This window comes from Streptomyces sp. JB150, from assembly GCF_011193355.1.
Taxonomy (GTDB): domain Bacteria; phylum Actinomycetota; class Actinomycetes; order Streptomycetales; family Streptomycetaceae; genus Streptomyces.
Window position 1 is genome coordinate 5,634,483 of sequence record NZ_CP049780.1, and the last position, 19,525, is coordinate 5,654,007.

The following is a 19,525-nucleotide window of genomic DNA, read 5'->3' on the forward strand; positions in this document are numbered from 1 at the left end:
GCTGGCGGTGATCAGACATCGTTGTGCTGCACGGTCGGCACTTCCGCAACACGCCCTAGGCGTGCTGCTCGACCACCGGCAGTCCCGCCGCCCGCCAGGCCTGGAAGCCGCCGATCAGGTCCGTGGCCCGGCGCAGTCCCAGCCGGTGCAGGGACTCGGCGGCGAGGGACGACGCGTATCCCTCGTTGCACAGCACCACGACCCGCAGCTCATGGCCGGTGGCCTCGGGAAGACGGTGGCTGCCCCAGGGGTCGAGCCGCCACTCCAGTTCGTTGCGCTCCACGACCAGGGCGCCGGGGATCAGGCCGTCCCGCTCACGCAGCGCGGCGTACCGGATGTCCACGAGCAGTGCCTCACCGGCCTGCTGGGCGGCGTAGGCCTCGCGCGGCCCGATCCGCTCGTAGCCTGCCCGCACCCGCTCCAGCAACTGGTCGATGCCCACGGGCTCCCCGTGCTCGCGGCCGCTCACTGCCAGTCCTCCGGGCGCTCGACGTGCTCCAGACGCAGCACCTGGCCCGTGCGGCTGAAGCGGCGGATCCGGGGCAGCGGCGGGTAGTAGGCGTGGACCGAGATCGCGTGCTCCTCCGTGGACTCGTTGAGCACCTCGTGGACGTGGTGACGGCCGAAGGCGCGGCCCTGACCGGCCGGCAGGAGGCGGTGGCGGTCCACACCCTCGGTGAGTTCGAGGGTCTTCCAGCCGTCGGCGGGCAGCCGCGCGGCCAGCGCGTTCTCCCGCAGTTCGCCGCGCGCGGTGAGGAAGGCGCCCACCGAGTCGGCGTGGTCGTGCCAGCCGGTGCCCGTGCCGGGCGGCCAGCCGATCAGCCAGGCCTCGCTGCCGCCGGGCCCCTGGAGCCGTACCCAGGTACGGCCCTCCGGGTCGAGCGGCAGGGATTCGATCAGCGCGGTGTCGGCCGCCGCACGCCGGACGAAGTCCAGCAGATCGGCCTGGGTGGGCGCGGAGCCACGCCCGGCGGCGGACGCGACGGAGGCGGGGGAGGGGGAGGGGGAGGGGAAAAGGGCAGACACGTGGACCGTCCTGATGAGTTCGCGGAAGCGCGCGCGACAACGCATCGAGCGGCGCGCGGCAGAGAGAGGAAGCGAGATCAGCAGGACGGTCGACACACGCAGCCCGCGTAACGGACGAGGTCCATATGGACCCGTCGCCACAGGCGCACGCAGGTGTCGGTCACGATCCGGAGTACACCATGCCGGTCCGGACGGGTCAACTCGCTGTCACCATGTGGACACACGGTGACCGTGAGCATACTTCGCCCTCAGCGCGAGGCCGCCCCGGCCTCCGCCTGGACCCCGGCTCGCGTCCCGCCTCCGCCGCCGGCCTGGGCCGGGCCGCCGAGCGTCGCCTCGGCCGCCGCGTAGAGGTCGGCGGGGCGCACCCCGTTCAGGGCCGTGACGAGATGCCCGTCGGGCCGGACGAGGAGCACGGTGTGGGCGGCCGCGCCCGGGTAGCTCTCGGCGACCAGCAGCTCGGCGGGGTGCGGCAGGGCGGACACCGCGGCCGCGAGCCGGGGCATGATCCCGGCCGTCGCCCAGTGCTTGCGCTCCCACACGCCGGTGCCGGGCGCGATCAGCACGACGAGCAGCGCGCCCCGGCCCAGCCGGTCGCGCAGCCGTACGAACGAGCCGTCCTCCGCGGTGACCACGACATCGGTGACCGGTGCCCCCGGCGGGGTGGCGACCGGGACCTCGGCCTCGATGTGCCGGGGCGCGAGCGGGGAGTCGGCATAGCCGCCGGGGGCGCCCAGCGGGCCGCTGCCCAGGTGGCCGTCGGTGAGCAGCGCGTCATGACCGCGGGCGGCGCCCGGCACGTACGAGCGCAGGCCCTTGCCGCCGCGCACCTGCGGCAACGCCTGGTCGGCGGCGCGCAGCCGGGCGGCGACGACCGCGCGCCGCTCGGCCTGGTAGCTGTCGAGCAGCGCCTCGTGCGGCCCGTGGTGCCAGGCCAGCGCCAGCTTCCAGGCGAGGTTGTCGGCGTCCCGCAGCCCCTCGTCCAGCCCCTGGGTGCCGAGCGCGCCGAGCAGATGCGCCGCGTCCCCGGCGAGGAAGACCCGGCCCGCCCGCCAGCGCCTTGCCAGCCGGTGGTGGACGATGTGCACTCCGGTGTCCAGCAGTTCGTACGACGGTGAGGCCTCGCCCGTCCAGCCGGTCAGGGTCTCCTGGACGCGGGCCAGCAGCAGCTCGGGCGTGACCAGGTCCTTGCCGGGCGGCAGCAGCCAGTCCAGCCGCCAGACACCGTCCGGCAGCGGGCGGGCGGTCACCTCCCCGGCCGAGGGCCCCGACGACCGCCACGGCGGCATCCGGTGGAGCAACGCCTGACCCGGCCACGGAAGTTCCGCCCGCAGCGCGGCCACGGCGTGCCGCTCCACCGCCGTACGGCCAGGGAAGCGGATGTCCAGGAGCTTGCGCACGGTCGAGCGGGGGCCGTCGCAGCCCACCAGGTAACTGCCGCGCCACCAGGTGCCCTGGGCGCCGCGGGTGTGCGCGGTGACGCCCGAGGGTTCCTGCTCCACGGCGTCCAGCCGGCTGTCCGCGACGATCTTGACGATTCGTTCCCGCGCCAGTGCGGCGCGCAGGGCGTCCGTGAGCACGTGCTGGGCGATGTGCAGCGGGGAAACCGGGGCCGCGTCGTCCTCCGCGTCGTCCTCCGGGGCCTCGCCGAACGTGATCTCGCGCATCACCTGCTTGCGCCGCATCGACCGCCATCCGGCCCAGTGCGCGCCGGCCTCGTCCAGTGCCGTCCCGGTCAGCCGGGACATCAGCGCGGCGGTGTCCTCGTGCAGGGCGACGGTGCGCGCCAGGCGCGGTTCGTCCTTGCCCGGGCCCTCGTCGAGGACGACGCACGGCACCTCCTGACGCGCCAGTGCCAGGGCGAGCGTCAGCCCGACGGGCCCCGCTCCGACGATGATCACCGGGTCCACGGCGCGGCGCCCCCTGCCCGTGACGGTGTCCTGAGGGATGTGAGTGAACAGGAAGTTGGAGCAGGGTGCACGATCACAGAAAGTATGCAACCTATTGCGGGTGCTTGCGTCAAGTGACGAGGGGCAGTGGCGATCATGCCACTGCCCCTCGTGTCACTGAAGGTGGTTGGCTCACCCTCAGATGGCGCCTCCGGCGCCGGTGCCGCGGATGCCTCTAATCTCACGCAGACGGACAACTGGTGACCGAGTGGCGAGCGGGAGGGTTTTGCCGCGCGCCCGAAAGGGAATCGGGCGTGCCAGCATCAGCTACTGTCAGAGCCCGAACAGCAAGCAGTGTGGTATGCGGTCCTCGATCACCGGCTGTGCAACCTGGGGCTCGTCGGCCGGTCGTTGGACGCGGGGCCCCGACAGTAGGTCAACACCGATCTCAAGCGCAGCCTGCCGATGCATTGCCGAGCCCGACGCTGGGACCAACTCGCCTCAAAAGACCCGTCGGCGCGTCTGGGCCTTGAGCGGGCCCTTGACCATCGCCGGACGTCCTCACACCACGCCCTCAACCAGCGCGGCTACTGCCCCCATCCGCAACACTTCCTGCATCGAGGCCGACAAGTGCTGCGTGTCCCGAGATCGATGACAGCGATCGGCCGACCTTTTCGCTGCGGCAACAGCATCAAGCAACTGGCGCGCCACATTCGACACGGTAAGACCTTGTCGAGCGTATCCAGCCAGTTGTCTATCTCCTCTTTGGAAGCGTGGTTCGCATCCGCTACCTGCTGCACGAGGACAACAGCCTCGGGCCAGTTCTTCTTCGCTGCCGCATAAGCCACGGATGTGTCGGCTAGCAGCTGCAAATTGATGCGGTTCGATTTAGGTCCGATCTGCGGCTTCTTGTCATTGCCAATGCAAAATTGCTTGTGGTGGCTCATAAAGGTCGACAGGGCGAGTCGGCAGATGTGATGGCCGAATAAAGCCTACCCTTGCTCAAATCTCGCTCAATTTCATTGCCGGATGTGATCGATAGTTGCGATTGTTCTGATCGTCCGGAGCCGAAATTTGACCGTCGCTCTTGAAGAGTGGAACGAGGGGAAATGCGTAAGAGATTCACTAGGGGAGCCGCCGCGCCGGCACTTGGAGTGCTGCTGGCTGGCCTCTTCGCGGTCAGTGCCGGTGCGTCCGCATCGGCTACTGAATTCGGAGCCGCAGCACATCCCAGCGGTTGCCACTACGAGATACCCGGCTACTGGGGCTCGGTCGCTAGCTGCTCCAGTAACAACGGCGGCTCGTATGCGGCCACTGTGGGGTGCAAGTTCCCGGACGGCAAGATCGTTGACTACGACGGGCCGTGGAAGAAGACAGGGCGATCCTTCGCGTACTGCCAGGGAGACTCCAAGGCGGTGTACGCAGGCTATTGGACCAAGTCCACCTGAGGTAGAGCAGGTACGATCGAGAAAGGATCAGTGGAAAATGAAGAAGTTGAAGCTGCAAGCTGCTGTTATGGGGGTGGCGGCTTGTTTCTCCCTCGGACTCCAAGGTGCAGCCAATGCGGTCCCTGGGGGTGACGTATCCGTCATGGCCCACCCGACCGGGTGCTACGACGGTTTGTACGACAACGGCTGGTACATGAGTTGCACAAAAAGCAATGGCGGACAGTACCGGGCGTGGGTGCGCTGCATCCCCTTTAACGGTGGCCCAAAGGTTGAGCGGGATGCGGCGGTCTGGAAGTCTAGCGGGCTGTCCATCGTCTCCTGCCCGCCGCTCACCTATGTCGAGACCGGCGGTCAGTGGACAAGGGGCTAGCCTCACCCTACGGTGGCGGCCCGCCGATTTCTTCGGCGGGCCGTTCCCGGCTGCGTCCTGAGAAGTGGCGTACGGACTCCCACCTGATCCGGGTGATTGCCCCGGCGTTGGAGTGAGATAGAAGAACGGCCACCGGTTGATCCCCGAGTTGTCGAGAGCTCGGCGGAGATCAGCACGATGACCGCACCGGACAGTCTGCCCCTGCACGCCCTCGCCGGGGAGAACCTCGCAGCGACGAGTCCCGATTTGCTGCGCGCGATGGTCAAGACGTTCGCCGACGCGCTCATGTCTGCGGAGGCCGACGCCCTCTGCAAGGCCGAATAGGGGCAGGTCAGCGACGAGAGAGTAACCACCGCAACGGCTAACGCTTCCGCGAGTGGGGTAGGAGGGCAGGCACCGTCGAACTCGCTATCCCCAAGCTCAGGCCCGGCAGTTACTTCCCACACTGGCTTCTCGAACGCCGACGGCGGGCCGATCAGGCCCTGATCTCGGTGGTCGCCACCGCCTACCTGCTTGGCGTGTCCACCCGCCGGATAGAGAAACTGGCCGAGTCCCTCGGCGTCACACAGCTGCCAAAGTCGCAGGTCTCGGCCATGGCCCGGCACCTGGACCAGCAAGCCACCGCCTTCCGTAACCGGCCGCTGGACGCGGGACCCACCCCATGCGTTCGTCTGGGTGGACGCGCTTACCCAGAAGCGAGGGCGGTCGGATCATCAACGTGCACGCCCTGATCGCGGTCGGCGTCAACGCCGACGGACAACGCGCCCTCGGCCTGGACGTCGCCTCCAGCGCGACTGCCGGCAGCACGGCCACGGCGGTCCAGGCCGTCGCCCGCATGCACAACCTCGCTCTTGCCATATGATCCGACAAGCCAACCGCCAGCCGCAGGCTGCCTGATCACGGCCTTCTGCAAGACGCGTCAGGCCAACGCCGCCCTCACCCATTGCCTCCGTCAGATCTTCGGCCCCCTAGCCTCCGTCCCGTGAGTGCCCGCCGCCTCGGCGGCGTTAAGATCGTCCACTTCCTCTGTGCCGAGGACCGCGCCGGTGCTCTTCTTGCTGCGCCGCAGTCGGCGTTCCAGCCAGCTCGCGAATGAGGTGAGGGCCAAGTTGATCACGATGAAGAGGACGGCGACGACCGTGAAGCTGGCGATTGTGTTCGCGCCGTAGTACGAACTCATCGGACTGACCGCGGCAAGCAGGTCCGGGAAGGTGAGCACCGCACCGCCGAGTGCGGTGTCCTTCACGATCACCACGAGCTGGCTGACGATCGCGGGCAGCATCGCGGTGACGGCCTGCGGCAGCAGGATCAGCTGCATCATCTGGCGCTTGGTCAGCCCGATCGCCATGGCTGCCTCGGACTGGCCCTTGGGCAGTGCCAGGATTCCGGCCCGCACGATTTCCGCGAGCACGGCCGAGTTATACAGCACCAGACCGGTGACGACCGCGTACAGAGGTCGGTCGTCGGAGCTGATGTTGGTGTACTCCGAGAACAAGGCCAGCCCGAAGATCATCAGGATCAGGACGGGGATGGCGCGGAAGAACTCAACCACGACCGCGGCGGGTACGCGAATCCAGGCATGGTCGGACAGGCGGGCGATGCCGAAGATCGCACCGAGCGGCAGCGCGATGATCATAGACAGCGCCGATGCCTTGAGCGTGTTCTGCAGACCCGGCCAGATGTACGTCTCCCAGGCCTCGGACGAAGAGAAGAATGGCTCCCACTTGGCCCACTCGAGCTGTCCCTTGTCGGACAGGGCGTTGTACACCCACCACAGTAGGGCTGCCATACCGGCCAGGAAGATCGCTGTGTAGAGAACGTTCCGTCGCTTGGCGCGGGGACCCTGGGCGTCGTACAGGACCGAGCTCATCGCTTCACCGCCACCTTCTTGCCTACCCAGCCGAGGATCAGACCGGTCGGCAGTGTCAGGACCACGAAGCCGAAGGCGAAGATCGCCGAGATGAGCAGCAATTGCGCCTCGTTCTCGATCATTTCCTTCATCAGCAGTGCCGCCTCGGCGACACCGATCGCAGCCGCGACCGTGGTGTTCTTCGTCAGTGCGATTAGAACGTTCGTGAGAGGGCCAACCACAGAGCGGAATGCCTGTGGCAGCACGACCAGCGTCAGGACCTGAGTGAAGGTGAGCCCGATCGCGCGGGCAGCTTCGGCCTGGCCGACCGGCACGGTGTTGATGCCGGAGCGCAGCGCCTCACATACGAAGGCCGATGTGTAGACGATCAGGCCCAGCACGGCAAGCCGGAAGTTGATGGTTTCGAAGTCCTGAGCACCGAGCTTGACACTCAGCGTCTGATTCAGCCCAAGCGACGTGAACAGGATGATCACCGTCAGCGGGATATTCCGCACTATGTTCACGTACGCCGTACCGAAACCGCGCAACAGAGGCACCGGGCCGACCCGCATGGCCGCAAGGACCGTTCCCCAGATGAGGGAGCCAATGGCCGAGTAGACGGCGAGCTGCACCGTTAGCCAGAAGGCTCCCAGCAGGCTCGGGTCGTCATAGTTTGAAAGAAAGTCGAACACGATCTCCCGCGCTTCCGCGTGTCAGGTGGCCCCTGTGCGCCGCCCTGAAGGGACGACGCACCCGCGGGGCGTTATCTGGAGTGGATCAGCTCTTGATGTCGCCGATCTTCGGGGCGGGCTCGTTCTTGTAGTTCGCCGGGCCGAGGTTCTTCTTCATTGCCTCCTCCCACGCACCGTCGGAGACCATCTTCTCCAAGGCAGTGTTGATCTTCGCCTTGAGGTCGCTGCCCTTCTTGACGCCGATCCCGTAGTTCTCGTTCGTCATCTTGAAGCCGCCGAGCTTGAACTTGCCCTTGAAGCTGTCCTGTGAGGCGTAGCCAGCGAGGATCGAGTCGTCCGTGGTCAGCGCGTCGATGGCGTTGTTCTGCAGGCCGCTCAGGCACGCCGAGTAGGTCGGGTACTGCTGGAGGTTGGCCTTCGGCGCCAGCTTCTCCTTGACGTTCTGTGCCGAGGTCGAACCGGTCACGGAACACAGGTTCTTGTCGTTGAGGTCTTCCGGCGACTTGATGGAGTTGTCGTCGGCGCGCAGCAGAACGTCCTGGTGGGCAAGCAGGTATGGGCCGGCGAAGTCGACCTTCTCCTGGCGCTCCGGGGTGATCGAGTAGGTGGCGGCGATGAAGTCGACGTCACCGCGCTGGAGCATGGTCTCGCGGTCGGCGCTCTTCGCCTCCTTCCACTCGATCTGGTTGGCGTCGTAGCCCAGTTCCTTGGCGACGTACGTGGCGACGTCCACGTCGAAGCCGGAGTAGCCCTGTGGCGTCTTCTGGCCCAGGCCCGGCTGGTCGAACTTGATACCAATGGTGATCTTGTCGCCGCCACCGGAGCCCGAACCGCTCTCATCTCCGCCGTCGTCGCCCCCACAGGCCGTCGCGGTCAGGGAGAGGACGAGGGCGGCAGCGGCCGCGGCGGTGGCCTTGCGGAGCTTCATAGTGAACATCCTTTGTGTGATGGGAAGCCGTCGTTGCGGGTGACGCGGCTCGTCGCGGAGGTGACTGGCCCGGTCAGTGGTGCAGGATCTTCGACAGGAAGTCCTTGGCGCGGTCGCTACGCGGGTTGCTGAAGAACTGGTCGGGCGCAGCCTCTTCGACGATGCGGCCGTCCGCCATGAACACCACGCGGTTTGCTGCCGATCGCGCGAATCCCATTTCGTGGGTGACCACGATCATGGTCATGCCCTCACGGGCGAGCTGCTGCATGACCTCCAGGACCTCGTTGATCATCTCCGGGTCGAGAGCCGACGTCGGCTCGTCGAAGAGCATGACCTTGGGGCCCATGGCCAGAGCCCGCGCGATGGCGACACGCTGCTGCTGGCCGCCGGAGAGCTGCGCGGGGTACTTGTCCGCCTGCGCCGCCACGCCGACCCGGTCCAGCAGGGCGCGCGCCTTCTCCTCGGCCTGCTTCTTGTCCGCCTTGCGGACCTTGATCTGGCCGAGCATCACGTTCTCGAGCACGGTCTTGTGCGCGAAGAGGTTGAAGGACTGGAACACCATCCCGACGTCGGCGCGCAGCCGGGCCAGCTCCTTGCCTTCCTGGGGCAGCGGCTTGCCGTCGATCGTGATCGTGCCGGAGTCGATCGTCTCGAGGCGGTTGATGGTGCGGCACAGGGTGGACTTCCCGGACCCGGAGGGCCCGATGACCACGACGACCTCGCCGCGGGCGATCGTGAGATCGATGTCCTGGAGTACGTGCAACGCGCCGAAGTGCTTGTTGACGCTCTTCAGGACGACCAGTTCGCCGGTCGCGGCCGAACCTTCCTTGGCCACCGATACTTCGGTCATCGCTTGCTGGCTCCGTCCTCCTCGGGTTTCGGAGGACACTAATAACCCTACGCGACCTGCGTCATTACATCTGAGGGGAATCTGAGCATCACGATCCGATAGCAATCGGACACCTGTCGTAGCACTTGTGACCTGCGCGCGTATCGGCCGGATAACTTCGGGGCCGCACAACCGGAACCCTCTTGACGCCGTCGTCATCCATCGGCGTGACTGCCTTGGTGCACCCGCGCGCGTGCACGCGTTTGTACCCGCGCGATCCGTCCAGCCGATGAACCGAAGGGGGCCGGGATGAGACTGCTCCTCGTCGAGGACGACAACCATGTCGCCACCGCGCTGTCCGCGGTCCTCGCGCGGCACGGCTTCGACGTCACGCACGCGCGCAGCGGTGAGGAGGCACTGCAGGCCCTGGTGCCCGAGGGCCCCGGCTTCGGCGTCGTCCTGCTCGACCTCGGCCTGCCCGACCAGGACGGCTACGAGGTGTGCAGCAAGATCCGCAAGCGCACCGCCACACCGGTGATCATGGTCACCGCGCGGTCCGACGTCCGCTCCCGCATCCACGGCCTCAACCTCGGGGCCGACGACTACGTGGTCAAGCCGTACGACACCGGGGAACTGCTCGCGCGGATCCACGCGGTGAGCCGGCGCACCGTCCACGAGGACGCCACCGGCCCCGTCGAGACCGCCGTCCACCTGGGCCCCGTCCGCATCGACCTGCCCACCCGCCAGGTCAGCGTGGACGGCTCGGCCGTCCAGCTGACCCGCAAGGAGTTCGACCTCCTCGCCCTGCTGGCGCAGCGCCCGGGCGTGGTCTTCCGGCGGGAACAGATCATCAGCGAGGTCTGGCGGACCAGCTGGGAGGGGACCGGCCGCACCCTGGAGGTGCACGTCGCGTCCCTGCGGGCCAAGCTGCGCATGCCGGCGCTGATCGAGACCGTGCGCGGCGTCGGCTACCGGCTCGTCGCCCCGGACGCGTAGCGGGGCAGGGTGCGCACACGTCTTCTGCCGCTGCTCATCGTCCTGATGGCGGCCGTGCTGCTGGCGCTCGGCGTCCCGCTCGCCGTCAGTCTCGCGGCGGCCCAGCAGCAGAAGGTCGTCGTCGACCGGATCGACGACACCGCGCGGTTCGCGGCCCTCGCCCAGTTCGTCACCGCCGACCCCACGGTGCGCGACGAGCGCCGCGAGACACTGAGACGCGAACTGATCAGCTACCACAAGGTCTACGGCATTCGTGCCGGTGTCTTCTACCACGACGACATCCCCATGGCTCATGCGCCCGACGACTGGCTGCTCCCTCGGTCGGGTGAGGTGCGGGCCGCCGTCGACGAGGCGTTCCTGAGCCGCCGCAGCCACGACCCGAAGCAGGTGTGGCCCTGGCAGCGGCACCGTCTGGTCGTCGCCTCGCCGGTGATCCGGGACGGCGACGTCGTCGCCGTGGTGGTCACCGACTCGCCGACCGGCCAGATGAGGTCGCGGATCCTGCGCGGCTGGCTGGTCATCGCCGCGGGCGAGACCGCCGCGATGCTGCTGGCCGTGGGCGCCGCGCTCCGGCTCACCGGCTGGGTGCTCAGGCCCGTCCGCGTCCTGGACGCCACCACCCACGACATCGCCACCGGGCGGCTGAAGTCGAGGGTGGCCGTGGCCAGCGGGCCGCCGGAGCTGAGACGGCTGGCCCGGTCGTTCAACGAGATGGCCGACAACGTCGAGAACGTCCTGGAGCAGCAGCGCGCCTTCGTCGCCGACGCCTCCCACCAACTGCGCAACCCCCTCGCGGCACTGCTGCTGCGCATCGAGCTGCTGGCGCTCGAACTGCCCGAGGGCAACGAGGAGATCGCCTCCGTCCAGGCCGAGGGCAAGCGCCTCGCACAGGTCCTGGACGACCTGCTCGACCTGGCGCTCGCCGAGCACGCCGAGGCCAATCTGGGCCTCACCGACATCGGCGCGCTCACCGCCGAGCGCGTCGCCGCCTGGGCGCCGACCGCCGAGGCGAAGGGCGTACGGCTGGTGGCCGACTGCCCGGCCACCACCGCCTGGGCCGACGCGGTCACCCTCTCCAGCGCGCTGGACGCGGTGATCGACAACGCGCTGAAGTTCACCCCGGCGGGCGAGCTGGTGGAGGTCCGCGTCGCGTCCCACGGCGACACCTCGACCGTCGTGGTCGCGGACCGCGGCCCCGGCCTCACCGACGAGGAACTGACCCGCGTGGGAGACCGTTTCTGGCGCAGCAACCGCCATCAGAACGTCAAGGGCTCCGGCCTCGGCCTGTCCATCAGCCGGGCGCTGCTCGCCTCGGCGGGCGGTGCGATCACGTACGACCACCACGAGCCGCACGGGCTGAAGGTGACGGTGACCGTGCCCAGGAGCGGGCCGGCGGCGTGAAAAAGGGGGCACCGCGCGGGCGCTCCGCCGAGGCTCTTACGGCTTCACCGAGCGGTAGTAGCGCCGCGCGCCCTCGTGCAGGGTCAGCGGGTCGGTGTAGATGCCGTCGACCAGCTCGGGCCGGGCGGCCAGCACGCGCGCGTGGTCGGCGGGGTCGACGGCCTGGGCGAGGTAGCGCCCGCCGGGGAGCGCGGGGATGCCGTGCTCGCCGAGGAACTCGACGGTGGCCAGCACGTCGGGGCCGGGCGGCAGCAGCCCGCCGGCGCCGAGCGCGCCGAGGATGCGGGCGGCGTCGGCGGCGGCGGTGCGCAGGTCGACCAGCTGGGCGGAGTGCACGTGCGCGCCGATGCGGTCGCGGCTCTTGATGACGGTCCGGGTCAGCCACTCGGTCAGCCGGGGATCCATGTCCGTGCGGGTGATGAGCAGGTTGGACACCGCGAGCGTCGGCACGGCCTGACCCATCTGGATGGTCGGGTACGCCGACTCGGGCATGTTCGTGGCGCGGTAGTACCGCGTGGCGGCGCGCTGCTTGTGCAGCTTGGCGACCAGATCGGGAGCGATCGGGATGAACCGGAACGAATCGGTCCTGGTGAGCTTGCGCAGTCCGTCCGTCGGCAGTCCGCCCGACCAGAAGAACGCGTCGAGCTTCGTGCCCAGCTTCCTCGGACCGGTGTCGATGCCGTCCGGGTACGGCGTGATGTCCTTCTCGGGATCGATGCCGGCTGCCTTGAGCAGCCGAGTCGCGATCAGCCGCACCCCCGAGTCGGGGAGCCCTATGGCGACCCGCTTGCCGCGCAGGTCCGCCACGGACTCGATCTCCGAGTGCGGCGGGACGACGAGCTGCACGTAGTCGTCGTACAGACGAGCGACCCCGCGCAGCCGGTCGGCGCCCTCGCCGCCGAGCTTGTACGTCTCCACCGCGTCGGCCGCGGCGATGGTGAAGTCCGCCTTGCCGGTGGCCACGCGGGCGACGTTCTCCTGCGAGCCGTCACTGGTGAGCAGCTCCACCTTGAGGCCCGGCATGTCCTTGGCGAGTTCCTTGCGCAGCCGGTCGCCGTACTCGTAATAGACGCCCGCGCGGGTGCCCGTGCTGAACGTGACCGTCCCGCGCGGTGGCTCCTCCTCCAGCGGCAGCAGCCACCACAGCAGCAGCCCGAGAGCCACGACACCGACGGCCGCGCTCTGCAGGAGGCGGCGCCGGCCGGTGCGGGGGAACAGCTTGGACATGCGGGCGATCCTGCCAGCCCGCAGCCCGCCTGACCAGGGCCGGAATCACAGGCGGTGGTGTCGGAGGCAGCCGCTACAGTCGACGCATGAGTTCCTCGCCCGCCGACCTGGTCCGTGAGTTCCACCTCGCCTTCGGCCTCGACGCCCGTACGACACCGACCGCGGTCTCACCGGAACTGGCCGCGCAGAGAGGGGCGCTGCTCGCCGAGGAGGCCGCGGAGGTCGCCGAGGTCGCGGTCGACGGCCCGCTCGACCGGCTCGCGCACGAACTGGCGGACGTCGTCTACGTGGCGTACGGCACCGCCCTCGTCCACGGCATCGACCTCGACCAGGTGATCGCCGAGATCCACCGCTCCAACATGACCAAGCTGGGCCCCGACGGCACCGTCGTCCGCAGGGCCGACGGCAAGGTCCTCAAGGGGGAGCACTACGAGAAGCCCGACGTGGCGGCGGTACTGCGGCGCCAGGGGTGGCGGGCGCAGGGGGCCTGAGAGCTTCCGTCCGTCCGCCTGTTGAGTCATCCCCAGCGTCGAGGGAGCCCTATCGGCCCGCTCGGGGGTGGACGCCTCGCAGTCGTCCACCCGCCGAGGGGGAGTCGTCTCAGTCGCCGACCGGCGCCTGCGCCCGCTGTTCCTCGTCCGCAGGCCGGACGGCCGCCGCGGTCCGCGCGCGGGCCGCGCGGCGGCGGGTCCACCACATCGCCACCGGCTCGGTGTACCGCGCGGTGAGCGGTCCGAGGACGACCAGCAGCAGGACGTACGCGGTGGCCAGCGGGCCCAGCGCCGGTTCGATGCCCGCGGTGACCGCCAGCCCGGCGATGACGATCGAGAACTCTCCGCGCGCCACCAGCGCGCCGCCCGTCCGCCACCGTCCCTTGACGGAGATCCCGGCCCGCCGGGCCGCCCAGTAGCCGGTGGCGATCTTCGTCAGGGCGGTGACGACGGCCAGCGCGAGCGCGGGCAGCAGCACCGGGGGAATGCTCGCCGGATCGGTGTGCAGCCCGAAGAAGACGAAGAACACCGCGGCGAACAGGTCCCGCAGCGGGCTCAACAGGGTGTGCGCGCCCTCCGCGACCTCCCCGGACAGCGCGATGCCGACCAGGAAGGCGCCCACGGCCGCGGACACCTGGAGCTGCTGGGCGACCCCGGCGACCAGGATCGTCAGACCGAGCACCACCAGCAGCAGCTTCTCCGGGTCGTCGCTGGAGACGAACCGCGAGATCACCCGCCCGTAGCGCACGGCCGCGAAGAGCACCAGCCCCGCGACGCCCAGCGCGATGGCCAGCGTCACGCTCCCGGCGGCGAGGCCGACGCCGGCGACCAGCGCGGTGACGATCGGCAGGTACACGGCCATCGCCAGGTCCTCCAGGACCAGCACGCTGAGGATGACCGGCGTCTCCCGGTTGCCGATCCGCCCCAGCTCGCCGAGCACCTTGGCGATGACCCCGGAGGAGGAGATCCAGGTGACCCCGGCGAGCACGACGGCGGCGACCGGTCCCCAGCCGAGGAGCAGCGCCGCCGCGGCGCCCGGCAGCGCGTTGAGCGCGCAGTCCACCAGACCGGCCGGGTAGTGCGCCTTGAGGTTGGAGACGAGGTCGCTCGCCGTGTACTCCAGGCCGAGCATCAGCAGCAGCAGGATCACGCCGATCTCGGCGCCCGTGGCGATGAACTCCTCGCTCGCGCCGAGCGGCAGCAGCCCGCCCTCGCCGAAGGCCAGACCCGCCAGCAGATACAGCGGTATGGGGGAGAATCGGAACCGAGCGGCGACCCGGCCGAGCAGGCCGAGCCCCAGGATGATGGAACCGAACTCGATCAACAGGACTGCGGAGTGCACGCGCTCACTCCCGTCCGAGTATCGCGGCGGCCGCGTCGACGCCCTCCCGCGTGCCGATGACGATCAGGATGTCACCGCCCGCCAGCCGGAAGTCCGGCGCCGGGGACGGGATCGCCTCCGCCCGCCGCAGCACCGCCACCACGGAGGCGCCCGTCTCGGTCCGCACCCGGGTCTCGCCGAGCACCCGCCCGTTCCAGTGCGAGGTCGCGGCCACCTCGATCCGCTCGGCCACCAGGCCCAGGTCGGTGGTGTAGAGCAGGCTGGTGCTGTGGTGCGCCGGCATCAGCGCGTCGATCAGCGCGCCCGCCTCGGCACCGGTCAGCCGCAGCGACTGGGCGCACGAGTCGGGGTCGTCCGCGCGGTACACGGCGACCGTCCGGGCGCCGTCCCGGTGCGCGACCACGGACAGATGGCGCTGTTCACGCGTGACGAGGTCGTACTGGACCCCGATACCCGGCAGCGGCGTCGCCTTCAGGCGTGGAGCGGACACGTTTCTTCCCTCTTGTTTCGCTGGGCCCGTGCGCCGTACTCGCCGCGCTCGGCGGCCGGCCCCGGACCTCGCTCGGCGGTACGACCCGGAGTCCCCCGTTCGTGACGGGGGACTCCCGCCGGTCATGCTGTCACCCGGCCGTACGGTGACGACATGGGTGTTGTCACGGATATACGCGGGCTGCGGGCGGCGGCAAGGCTGGACCGGGCACGGCCGGACGGAGGGGGACCGGACGGAGGGGGACCGGACGGAGCGGGAAGCGTGTCGCTGTTCTGGCGGATCTTCTCCCTCAACTCCGTCGGCCTGGCCATGGCCGCCGCGCTGCTCCTCGGCCCGGTCACCGTGTCCACGCCCGTCCTGCCCGGCGAGGCGCTGGTGGTCCTCGTCGGCCTCGCGGCGCTGCTGGCCGGGAACGCGGTCGTGCTCCGCATCGGACTCGCCCCCCCCTGCAACGGCTGGGCCGGGCCATGGCGGCGGCGGACCTGCTGCGGCCGGGGGCCCGCGCGGTCGTCGCCGGGCCCGCCGAGACCGCCGGGCTGATCACCACGTACAACACGATGCTCGACCGCCTGGAGGCCGAGCGCGCCACCAGCGCGGCCCGCGCCCTGTCCGCACAGGAACGCGAACGCCGTCGCGTCGCGCGGGAACTGCACGACGAGGTCGGCCAGACCCTCACCGCCGTGCTGCTCCAGCTCAAGCGGGTCGCCGACCGCGCGCCCGAGGACCTGCGCCAGGAGGTGGGGCAGGCCCAGGAGGTCACCCGCGCGGGACTGGACGAGGTACGCCGGATCGCGCGTCGGCTGCGCCCCGGCGTCCTGGAGGAGCTGGGCCTCGCCAGCGCCCTGCGCGCGCTCGCCGGCGAGTTCACCGCGCAGGGACTGACCGTGCGGCACAAGGTGCGCGGCGGACTGCCCCCGCTGACCGAGGAAACCGAACTCGTGATCTACCGGGTGGTCCAGGAAGGGCTCACCAACACCGCCCGGCACTCCGGCGCCGACCGCGCGGAACTGCGCCTGGCGCCCGCTCCCGACGGCGTCGAACTCCTCGTCCGCGACAACGGCAAGGGCCTGCCGGCGGACGTTCGGGAGGGCGCGGGCATCGGCGGCATGCGAGAGCGTGCCCTGCTGATCGGGGCGGAACTGAGCCTCGGACCCGCGCCCGGAGCCGGTACGCAGATGCGGATCCCCTGCCGTACCCCGGAAGCCCGATGACCACGCCGGCGCGCGTCCTGCTCGCCGACGACCACACCCTCGTACGCCGTGGCGTACGTCTCATCCTCGACGCCCAGCCGGACCTGACGGTCGTCGCGGAGGCCGGGGACGGCGCGGAGGCCGTGGCACGCGCGCGTGCGGGCGACGTCGACCTGGCCGTCCTGGACGTCGCCATGCCCCGGATGACCGGCCCCCAGGCGGCCCGCGAGCTGTCGCGCCGGCTGCCCGGACTGCGCATCCTCATCCTGACGATGTACGACAACGAGCAGTACTTCTTCGAGGCCCTGAAGGCCGGGGCCTGCGGTTACGTGTTGAAGTCCGTCGCCGACCGCGACCTGGTCGAGGCGTGCCGCGCGGCCATGCGCGACGAGCCGTTCGTCTACCCGGGCGCCGAGCGCGCCCTCGTCCGCGCCTACCTGGACCGCCTCCACCGCGGGGACGGCCGGCTGCCACGGCGGCCCGTCACCGAGCGCGAGGAGGAGATCCTGAAGCTGGTCGCCGAGGGCCACACCTCCAAGGAGATCGCCGAGCTGCTGTTCATCAGTGCCAGGACCGTCGAACGCCACCGCGCGAACCTGCTGCACAAGCTGGGCCTGCGCGACCGCCTGGAACTGACCCGCTACGCGATACGCGCGGGCCTGATCGAGCCGTGAGGCGACCGGTCGTCTGGCTCGGCGCGCGTGAGCGGACGACCGCGGCCTCGCCGGGCGAGTGGCCACGGCCCCCGCCGACCGGGTGACCGGCGCCTCCCCGGCCGGTTGTCCACAGGCGGCCCGAGCCACGTCCGCCGACCGCCTACCCTTGTCCCATGAGCAGCATCGACCAGAGCCAGACCGTGGGCGTCCGCACATACGAAGTACGCACCTACGGGTGCCAGATGAACGTCCATGATTCCGAGCGACTGGCCGGTCTGCTGGAAGACGCGGGCTACGTGCGCGCGCCCGAGGGTTCGGACGGCGACGCGGACGTCGTCGTCTTCAACACCTGCGCGGTCCGGGAGAACGCCGACAACCGGCTGTACGGCAACCTGGGCCACCTCGCCCCGAAGAAGGCCAAGCGGCCGGGCATGCAGATCGCGGTCGGCGGCTGTCTCGCCCAGAAGGACCGCGACACCATCGTGAAGAAGGCGCCCTGGGTGGACGTCGTCTTCGGCACGCACAACATCGGCAAGCTGCCGGTCCTGCTGGAACGCGCGCGCGTGCAGGAGGAGGCGCAGGTCGAGATCGCCGAGTCGCTGGAGGCGTTCCCCTCCACGCTGCCGACCCGGCGCGAGAGCGCGTACGCCGCGTGGGTGTCGATCTCCGTCGGCTGCAACAACACCTGCACCTTCTGCATCGTCCCGGCGCTGCGCGGCAAGGAGAAGGACCGCCGCCCCGGCGACATCCTCGCCGAGGTCGAGGCCCTGGTCGCCGAGGGCGTCTCCGAGATCACGCTGCTCGGCCAGAACGTGAACGCGTACGGCTCCGACATCGGCGACCGCGAGGCCTTCAGCAAGCTGCTGCGGGCCTGCGGCCGGATCGAGGGCCTGGAGCGGGTGCGCTTCACCTCCCCGCACCCGCGCGACTTCACCGACGACGTCATCGCCGCCATGGCCGAGACGCCGAACGTGATGCCCCAGCTCCACATGCCGCTCCAGTCCGGCTCGGACACCATCCTGAAGGCCATGCGCCGCTCCTACCGCCAGGAGCGCTACCTCGGCATCATCGAGAAGGTCCGCGCGGCCATCCCGCACGCCGCGATCACCACCGACATCATCGTGGGCTTCCCCGGCGAGACCGAGGAGGACTTCGAGCAGACCCTGCACGTGGTGCGCGAGGCCCGCTTCGCCCAGGCCTTCACCTTCCAGTACTCCAAGCGCCCGGGCACCCCGGCCGCCGAGATGGACAACCAGATCCCCAAGGAGGTCGTCCAGGCGCGCTACGAGCGGCTGGTGGCCCTCCAGGAGGAGATCTCCTGGGAGGAGAACAAGAAGCAGGTCGGCCGCACCCTGGAGCTGATGGTCGCCGAGGGCGAGGGCCGCAAGGACGGCGCCACGCACCGCCTCTCCGGCCGCGCCCCCGACAACCGCCTGGTCCACTTCACCAAGCCGGACGAGGAGGTGCGCCCCGGCGACGTGGTCACCGTCGAGGTCACCTACGCCGCCCCGCACCACCTCCTCGCCGAAGGCCCCGTCCTCGCCGTGCGCCGCACCCGCGCGGGGGACGCCTGGGAGAAGCGTAACGCCGCGCAGGCCGCCAAGCCGGCGGGCGTGATGCTGGGCCTGCCGAAGATCGGCGTGCCGCAGCCGCTGCCGGCCGCCACGGCAGGCGCCTGCGGCTGCGACTGACGATCCGTCCGGACGGTCGTCGACCGCGCGGACGGACGCGGTGAGCCGCCGCGGCGCGCGGGGGTTACGCTGCCGATCATGCTTGTCGCCGCCGCAGTATGCCCCTGCCCGCCGCTGCTGGTGCCCGCGGTCGCCGCGGGTGCCGCGCCCGAACTGGACGCCGCGCGTGCCGCCTGCACGGACGCCCTCGGGGTGCTCGCCGCCGCCCGGCCCGACCGGCTGGTGGTGGTCGGGCCCGCCGGAGACGGCCACCGCGGCCCGGACCCCGGGGCCGGTGGACCGCACGCGCCGGCCGAGGGGCCGTACACGGGGTCCGCGACGCCGTACGCGGGAGTCCGGTCGTTCCCGGAGGGCACGCCGGGGTCCTTCCGTGGCTTCGGTGTCGATCTCGGCGTACGCCTGGGCCGGGAGCAGGCCGCCGCGCCCGAGCGCGAGCTGCCGGCGTCGCTGGCGGTCGCCGCTTGGCTGCTGGAGCGCACCGGGTGGTCCGATGCCCCGATCGAGGGACTGGCGGTGGCGGAACCGCTCGACGCCGAGCGGTGTATCCACATCGGAAGGGACATCGCGGGGCAGGCCGGGAGAGTGGCGCTGCTGGTGATGGGCGACGCCAGCGCGTGCCGGACGGTCAAGGCGCCGGGCTATCTGGACGAGCGGGCGGCGCCCTTCGACGCGGAGGTCGCGCGTGCGCTGGGGGCGGCGGACGTCGCGGCGCTCAAGGCGCTCGACACCGGGCTGGCCCGAGAACTGAAGGCCTCGGGGCGCGCGCCGTGGCAGGTGCTCGCGGGCGCCGCCGAGGACGCGGGGCTCAGCGGCGCGCTGCTGTACGAGGACGCGCCGTACGGCGTGGGCTATCTGGTGGCCGCCTGGTCGTAGGCCGCGTGCGGTTCCGCAAACGGCGGACGGCCGGGAGCCTGCTGCTCCGCGGCCGTCCGCCGTATGCGTTGTCGTGCCTGTCCTGCTTGTACTGCGGGTAGTGCGGCCAATCGGCCACTGCGGGTCGCGCGCCCTCG

Annotated in this window: 17 protein-coding genes and 2 pseudogenes; 9 read left to right on the plus strand and 10 right to left on the minus strand. The window is 70.2% G+C overall.

The genetic code is table 11. From position 1 onward, the window contains the following. Nucleotides 1-55: 55 nt before the first annotated feature. The 3 genes from G7Z13_RS26020 to G7Z13_RS26030 all read right to left on the minus strand — a co-directional run bounded on the left by G7Z13_RS26020 (nucleotide 56) and on the right by G7Z13_RS26030 (nucleotide 2,936). Entirely contained in the window at nucleotides 56-469 is a 414-nt protein-coding gene (locus tag G7Z13_RS26020) for a rhodanese-like domain-containing protein (RefSeq protein WP_206313148.1), read from the minus strand. Beyond that, nucleotides 466-1,026, minus strand: coding sequence for a cysteine dioxygenase (locus G7Z13_RS26025; protein WP_240926347.1), 561 nt, complete (start codon nucleotides 1,024-1,026; stop codon nucleotides 466-468). The genes G7Z13_RS26020 and G7Z13_RS26025 overlap by 4 nt, the downstream gene beginning before the upstream one ends. A 248-nt stretch (nucleotides 1,027-1,274) precedes the next feature. Then, on the minus strand, nucleotides 1,275-2,936 hold the full coding sequence (locus G7Z13_RS26030; protein ID WP_166002648.1) for an FAD-dependent monooxygenase: 1,662 nt from the start codon (nucleotides 2,934-2,936) through the stop codon (nucleotides 1,275-1,277). A 1,464-nt stretch (nucleotides 2,937-4,400) separates the two neighbouring features. On the opposite strand from G7Z13_RS26030, the gene G7Z13_RS26035 reads away from it, so the two are divergent. After that, a complete protein-coding gene (locus G7Z13_RS26035; RefSeq protein ID WP_166002649.1) occupies nucleotides 4,401-4,733 on the plus strand; it encodes a hypothetical protein in 333 nt (110 codons plus the stop codon). Between the two features lie 177 nt (nucleotides 4,734-4,910). Further along, nucleotides 4,911-5,523, plus strand: a pseudogene (locus G7Z13_RS26040) (transposase); the annotation flags it as partial. Nucleotides 5,524-5,685: 162 nt separating this feature from the next. Here G7Z13_RS26040 and G7Z13_RS26045 read toward each other — a convergent pair. The 4 genes from G7Z13_RS26045 to G7Z13_RS26060 all read right to left on the minus strand — a co-directional run bounded on the left by G7Z13_RS26045 (nucleotide 5,686) and on the right by G7Z13_RS26060 (nucleotide 9,052). Further along, nucleotides 5,686-6,603 (minus strand): amino acid ABC transporter permease, encoded by a 918-nt coding sequence (locus G7Z13_RS26045; RefSeq protein WP_166002650.1) that lies wholly within the window; start codon nucleotides 6,601-6,603, stop codon nucleotides 5,686-5,688. Next, nucleotides 6,600-7,274: an amino acid ABC transporter permease gene (locus G7Z13_RS26050; RefSeq protein WP_166002651.1), complete on the minus strand. Its 675-nt coding sequence runs from the start codon at nucleotides 7,272-7,274 to the stop codon at nucleotides 6,600-6,602. The genes G7Z13_RS26045 and G7Z13_RS26050 overlap by 4 nt, the downstream gene beginning before the upstream one ends. 85 nt (nucleotides 7,275-7,359) lie before the next feature. Next, nucleotides 7,360-8,202, minus strand: a complete 843-nt coding sequence (locus G7Z13_RS26055; protein WP_166002652.1) for a glutamate ABC transporter substrate-binding protein — start codon at nucleotides 8,200-8,202, stop codon at nucleotides 7,360-7,362. Nucleotides 8,203-8,275: 73 nt separating this feature from the next. Beyond that, on the minus strand, nucleotides 8,276-9,052 hold the full coding sequence (locus G7Z13_RS26060; RefSeq protein ID WP_166002653.1) for an amino acid ABC transporter ATP-binding protein: 777 nt from the start codon (nucleotides 9,050-9,052) through the stop codon (nucleotides 8,276-8,278). A gap of 288 nt (nucleotides 9,053-9,340) precedes the next feature. On the opposite strand from G7Z13_RS26060, the gene G7Z13_RS26065 reads away from it, so the two are divergent. Then, entirely contained in the window at nucleotides 9,341-10,027 is a 687-nt protein-coding gene (locus G7Z13_RS26065) for a response regulator transcription factor (RefSeq protein ID WP_166002654.1), read from the plus strand. Nucleotides 10,028-10,036: 9 nt separating this feature from the next. After that, complete coding sequence (locus G7Z13_RS26070; RefSeq protein ID WP_166002655.1) at nucleotides 10,037-11,428, plus strand: HAMP domain-containing sensor histidine kinase; 1,392 nt, start codon at nucleotides 10,037-10,039, stop codon at nucleotides 11,426-11,428. A 36-nt stretch (nucleotides 11,429-11,464) separates the two neighbouring features. Here G7Z13_RS26070 and G7Z13_RS26075 read toward each other — a convergent pair whose 3' ends face one another. After that, nucleotides 11,465-12,655, minus strand: a complete 1,191-nt coding sequence (locus G7Z13_RS26075; RefSeq protein WP_166002656.1) for a TAXI family TRAP transporter solute-binding subunit — start codon at nucleotides 12,653-12,655, stop codon at nucleotides 11,465-11,467. An 86-nt stretch (nucleotides 12,656-12,741) separates the two neighbouring features. Here G7Z13_RS26075 and G7Z13_RS26080 point away from each other — a divergent pair, with 86 nt between their 5' ends. Further along, a complete protein-coding gene (locus G7Z13_RS26080) occupies nucleotides 12,742-13,146 on the plus strand; it encodes a MazG nucleotide pyrophosphohydrolase domain-containing protein (protein WP_166002657.1) in 405 nt (134 codons plus the stop codon). Between the two features lie 109 nt (nucleotides 13,147-13,255). Here G7Z13_RS26080 and G7Z13_RS26085 read toward each other — a convergent pair whose 3' ends face one another. Together G7Z13_RS26085 and G7Z13_RS26090 are read right to left on the minus strand one after the other, a co-directional pair. Next, entirely contained in the window at nucleotides 13,256-14,488 is a 1,233-nt protein-coding gene (locus tag G7Z13_RS26085) for a cation:proton antiporter (protein WP_240926348.1), read from the minus strand. Between the two features lie 4 nt (nucleotides 14,489-14,492). Continuing rightward, complete coding sequence (locus G7Z13_RS26090) at nucleotides 14,493-14,978, minus strand: cation:proton antiporter regulatory subunit (protein WP_166002658.1); 486 nt, start codon at nucleotides 14,976-14,978, stop codon at nucleotides 14,493-14,495. A gap of 261 nt (nucleotides 14,979-15,239) precedes the next feature. On the opposite strand from G7Z13_RS26090, the pseudogene G7Z13_RS26095 reads away from it, so the two are divergent. The 4 genes and pseudogenes from G7Z13_RS26095 (at nucleotide 15,240) to G7Z13_RS26110 (ending at nucleotide 19,388) form a co-directional block, all read left to right on the plus strand. Further along, a pseudogene (locus G7Z13_RS26095) lies at nucleotides 15,240-16,189 on the plus strand (histidine kinase). After that, complete coding sequence (locus tag G7Z13_RS26100; RefSeq protein ID WP_166002659.1) at nucleotides 16,186-16,842, plus strand: response regulator transcription factor; 657 nt, start codon at nucleotides 16,186-16,188, stop codon at nucleotides 16,840-16,842. The pseudogene G7Z13_RS26095 and the gene G7Z13_RS26100 overlap by 4 nt, the downstream one beginning before the upstream one ends. 155 nt (nucleotides 16,843-16,997) lie before the next feature. Next, nucleotides 16,998-18,515 (plus strand): tRNA (N6-isopentenyl adenosine(37)-C2)-methylthiotransferase MiaB, encoded by a 1,518-nt coding sequence (gene miaB, locus G7Z13_RS26105; protein WP_166002660.1) that lies wholly within the window; start codon nucleotides 16,998-17,000, stop codon nucleotides 18,513-18,515. A 78-nt stretch (nucleotides 18,516-18,593) separates the two neighbouring features. Then, complete coding sequence (locus G7Z13_RS26110; protein ID WP_166002661.1) at nucleotides 18,594-19,388, plus strand: class III extradiol dioxygenase subunit B-like domain-containing protein; 795 nt, start codon at nucleotides 18,594-18,596, stop codon at nucleotides 19,386-19,388. Nucleotides 19,389-19,525 lie beyond the last annotated feature (137 nt).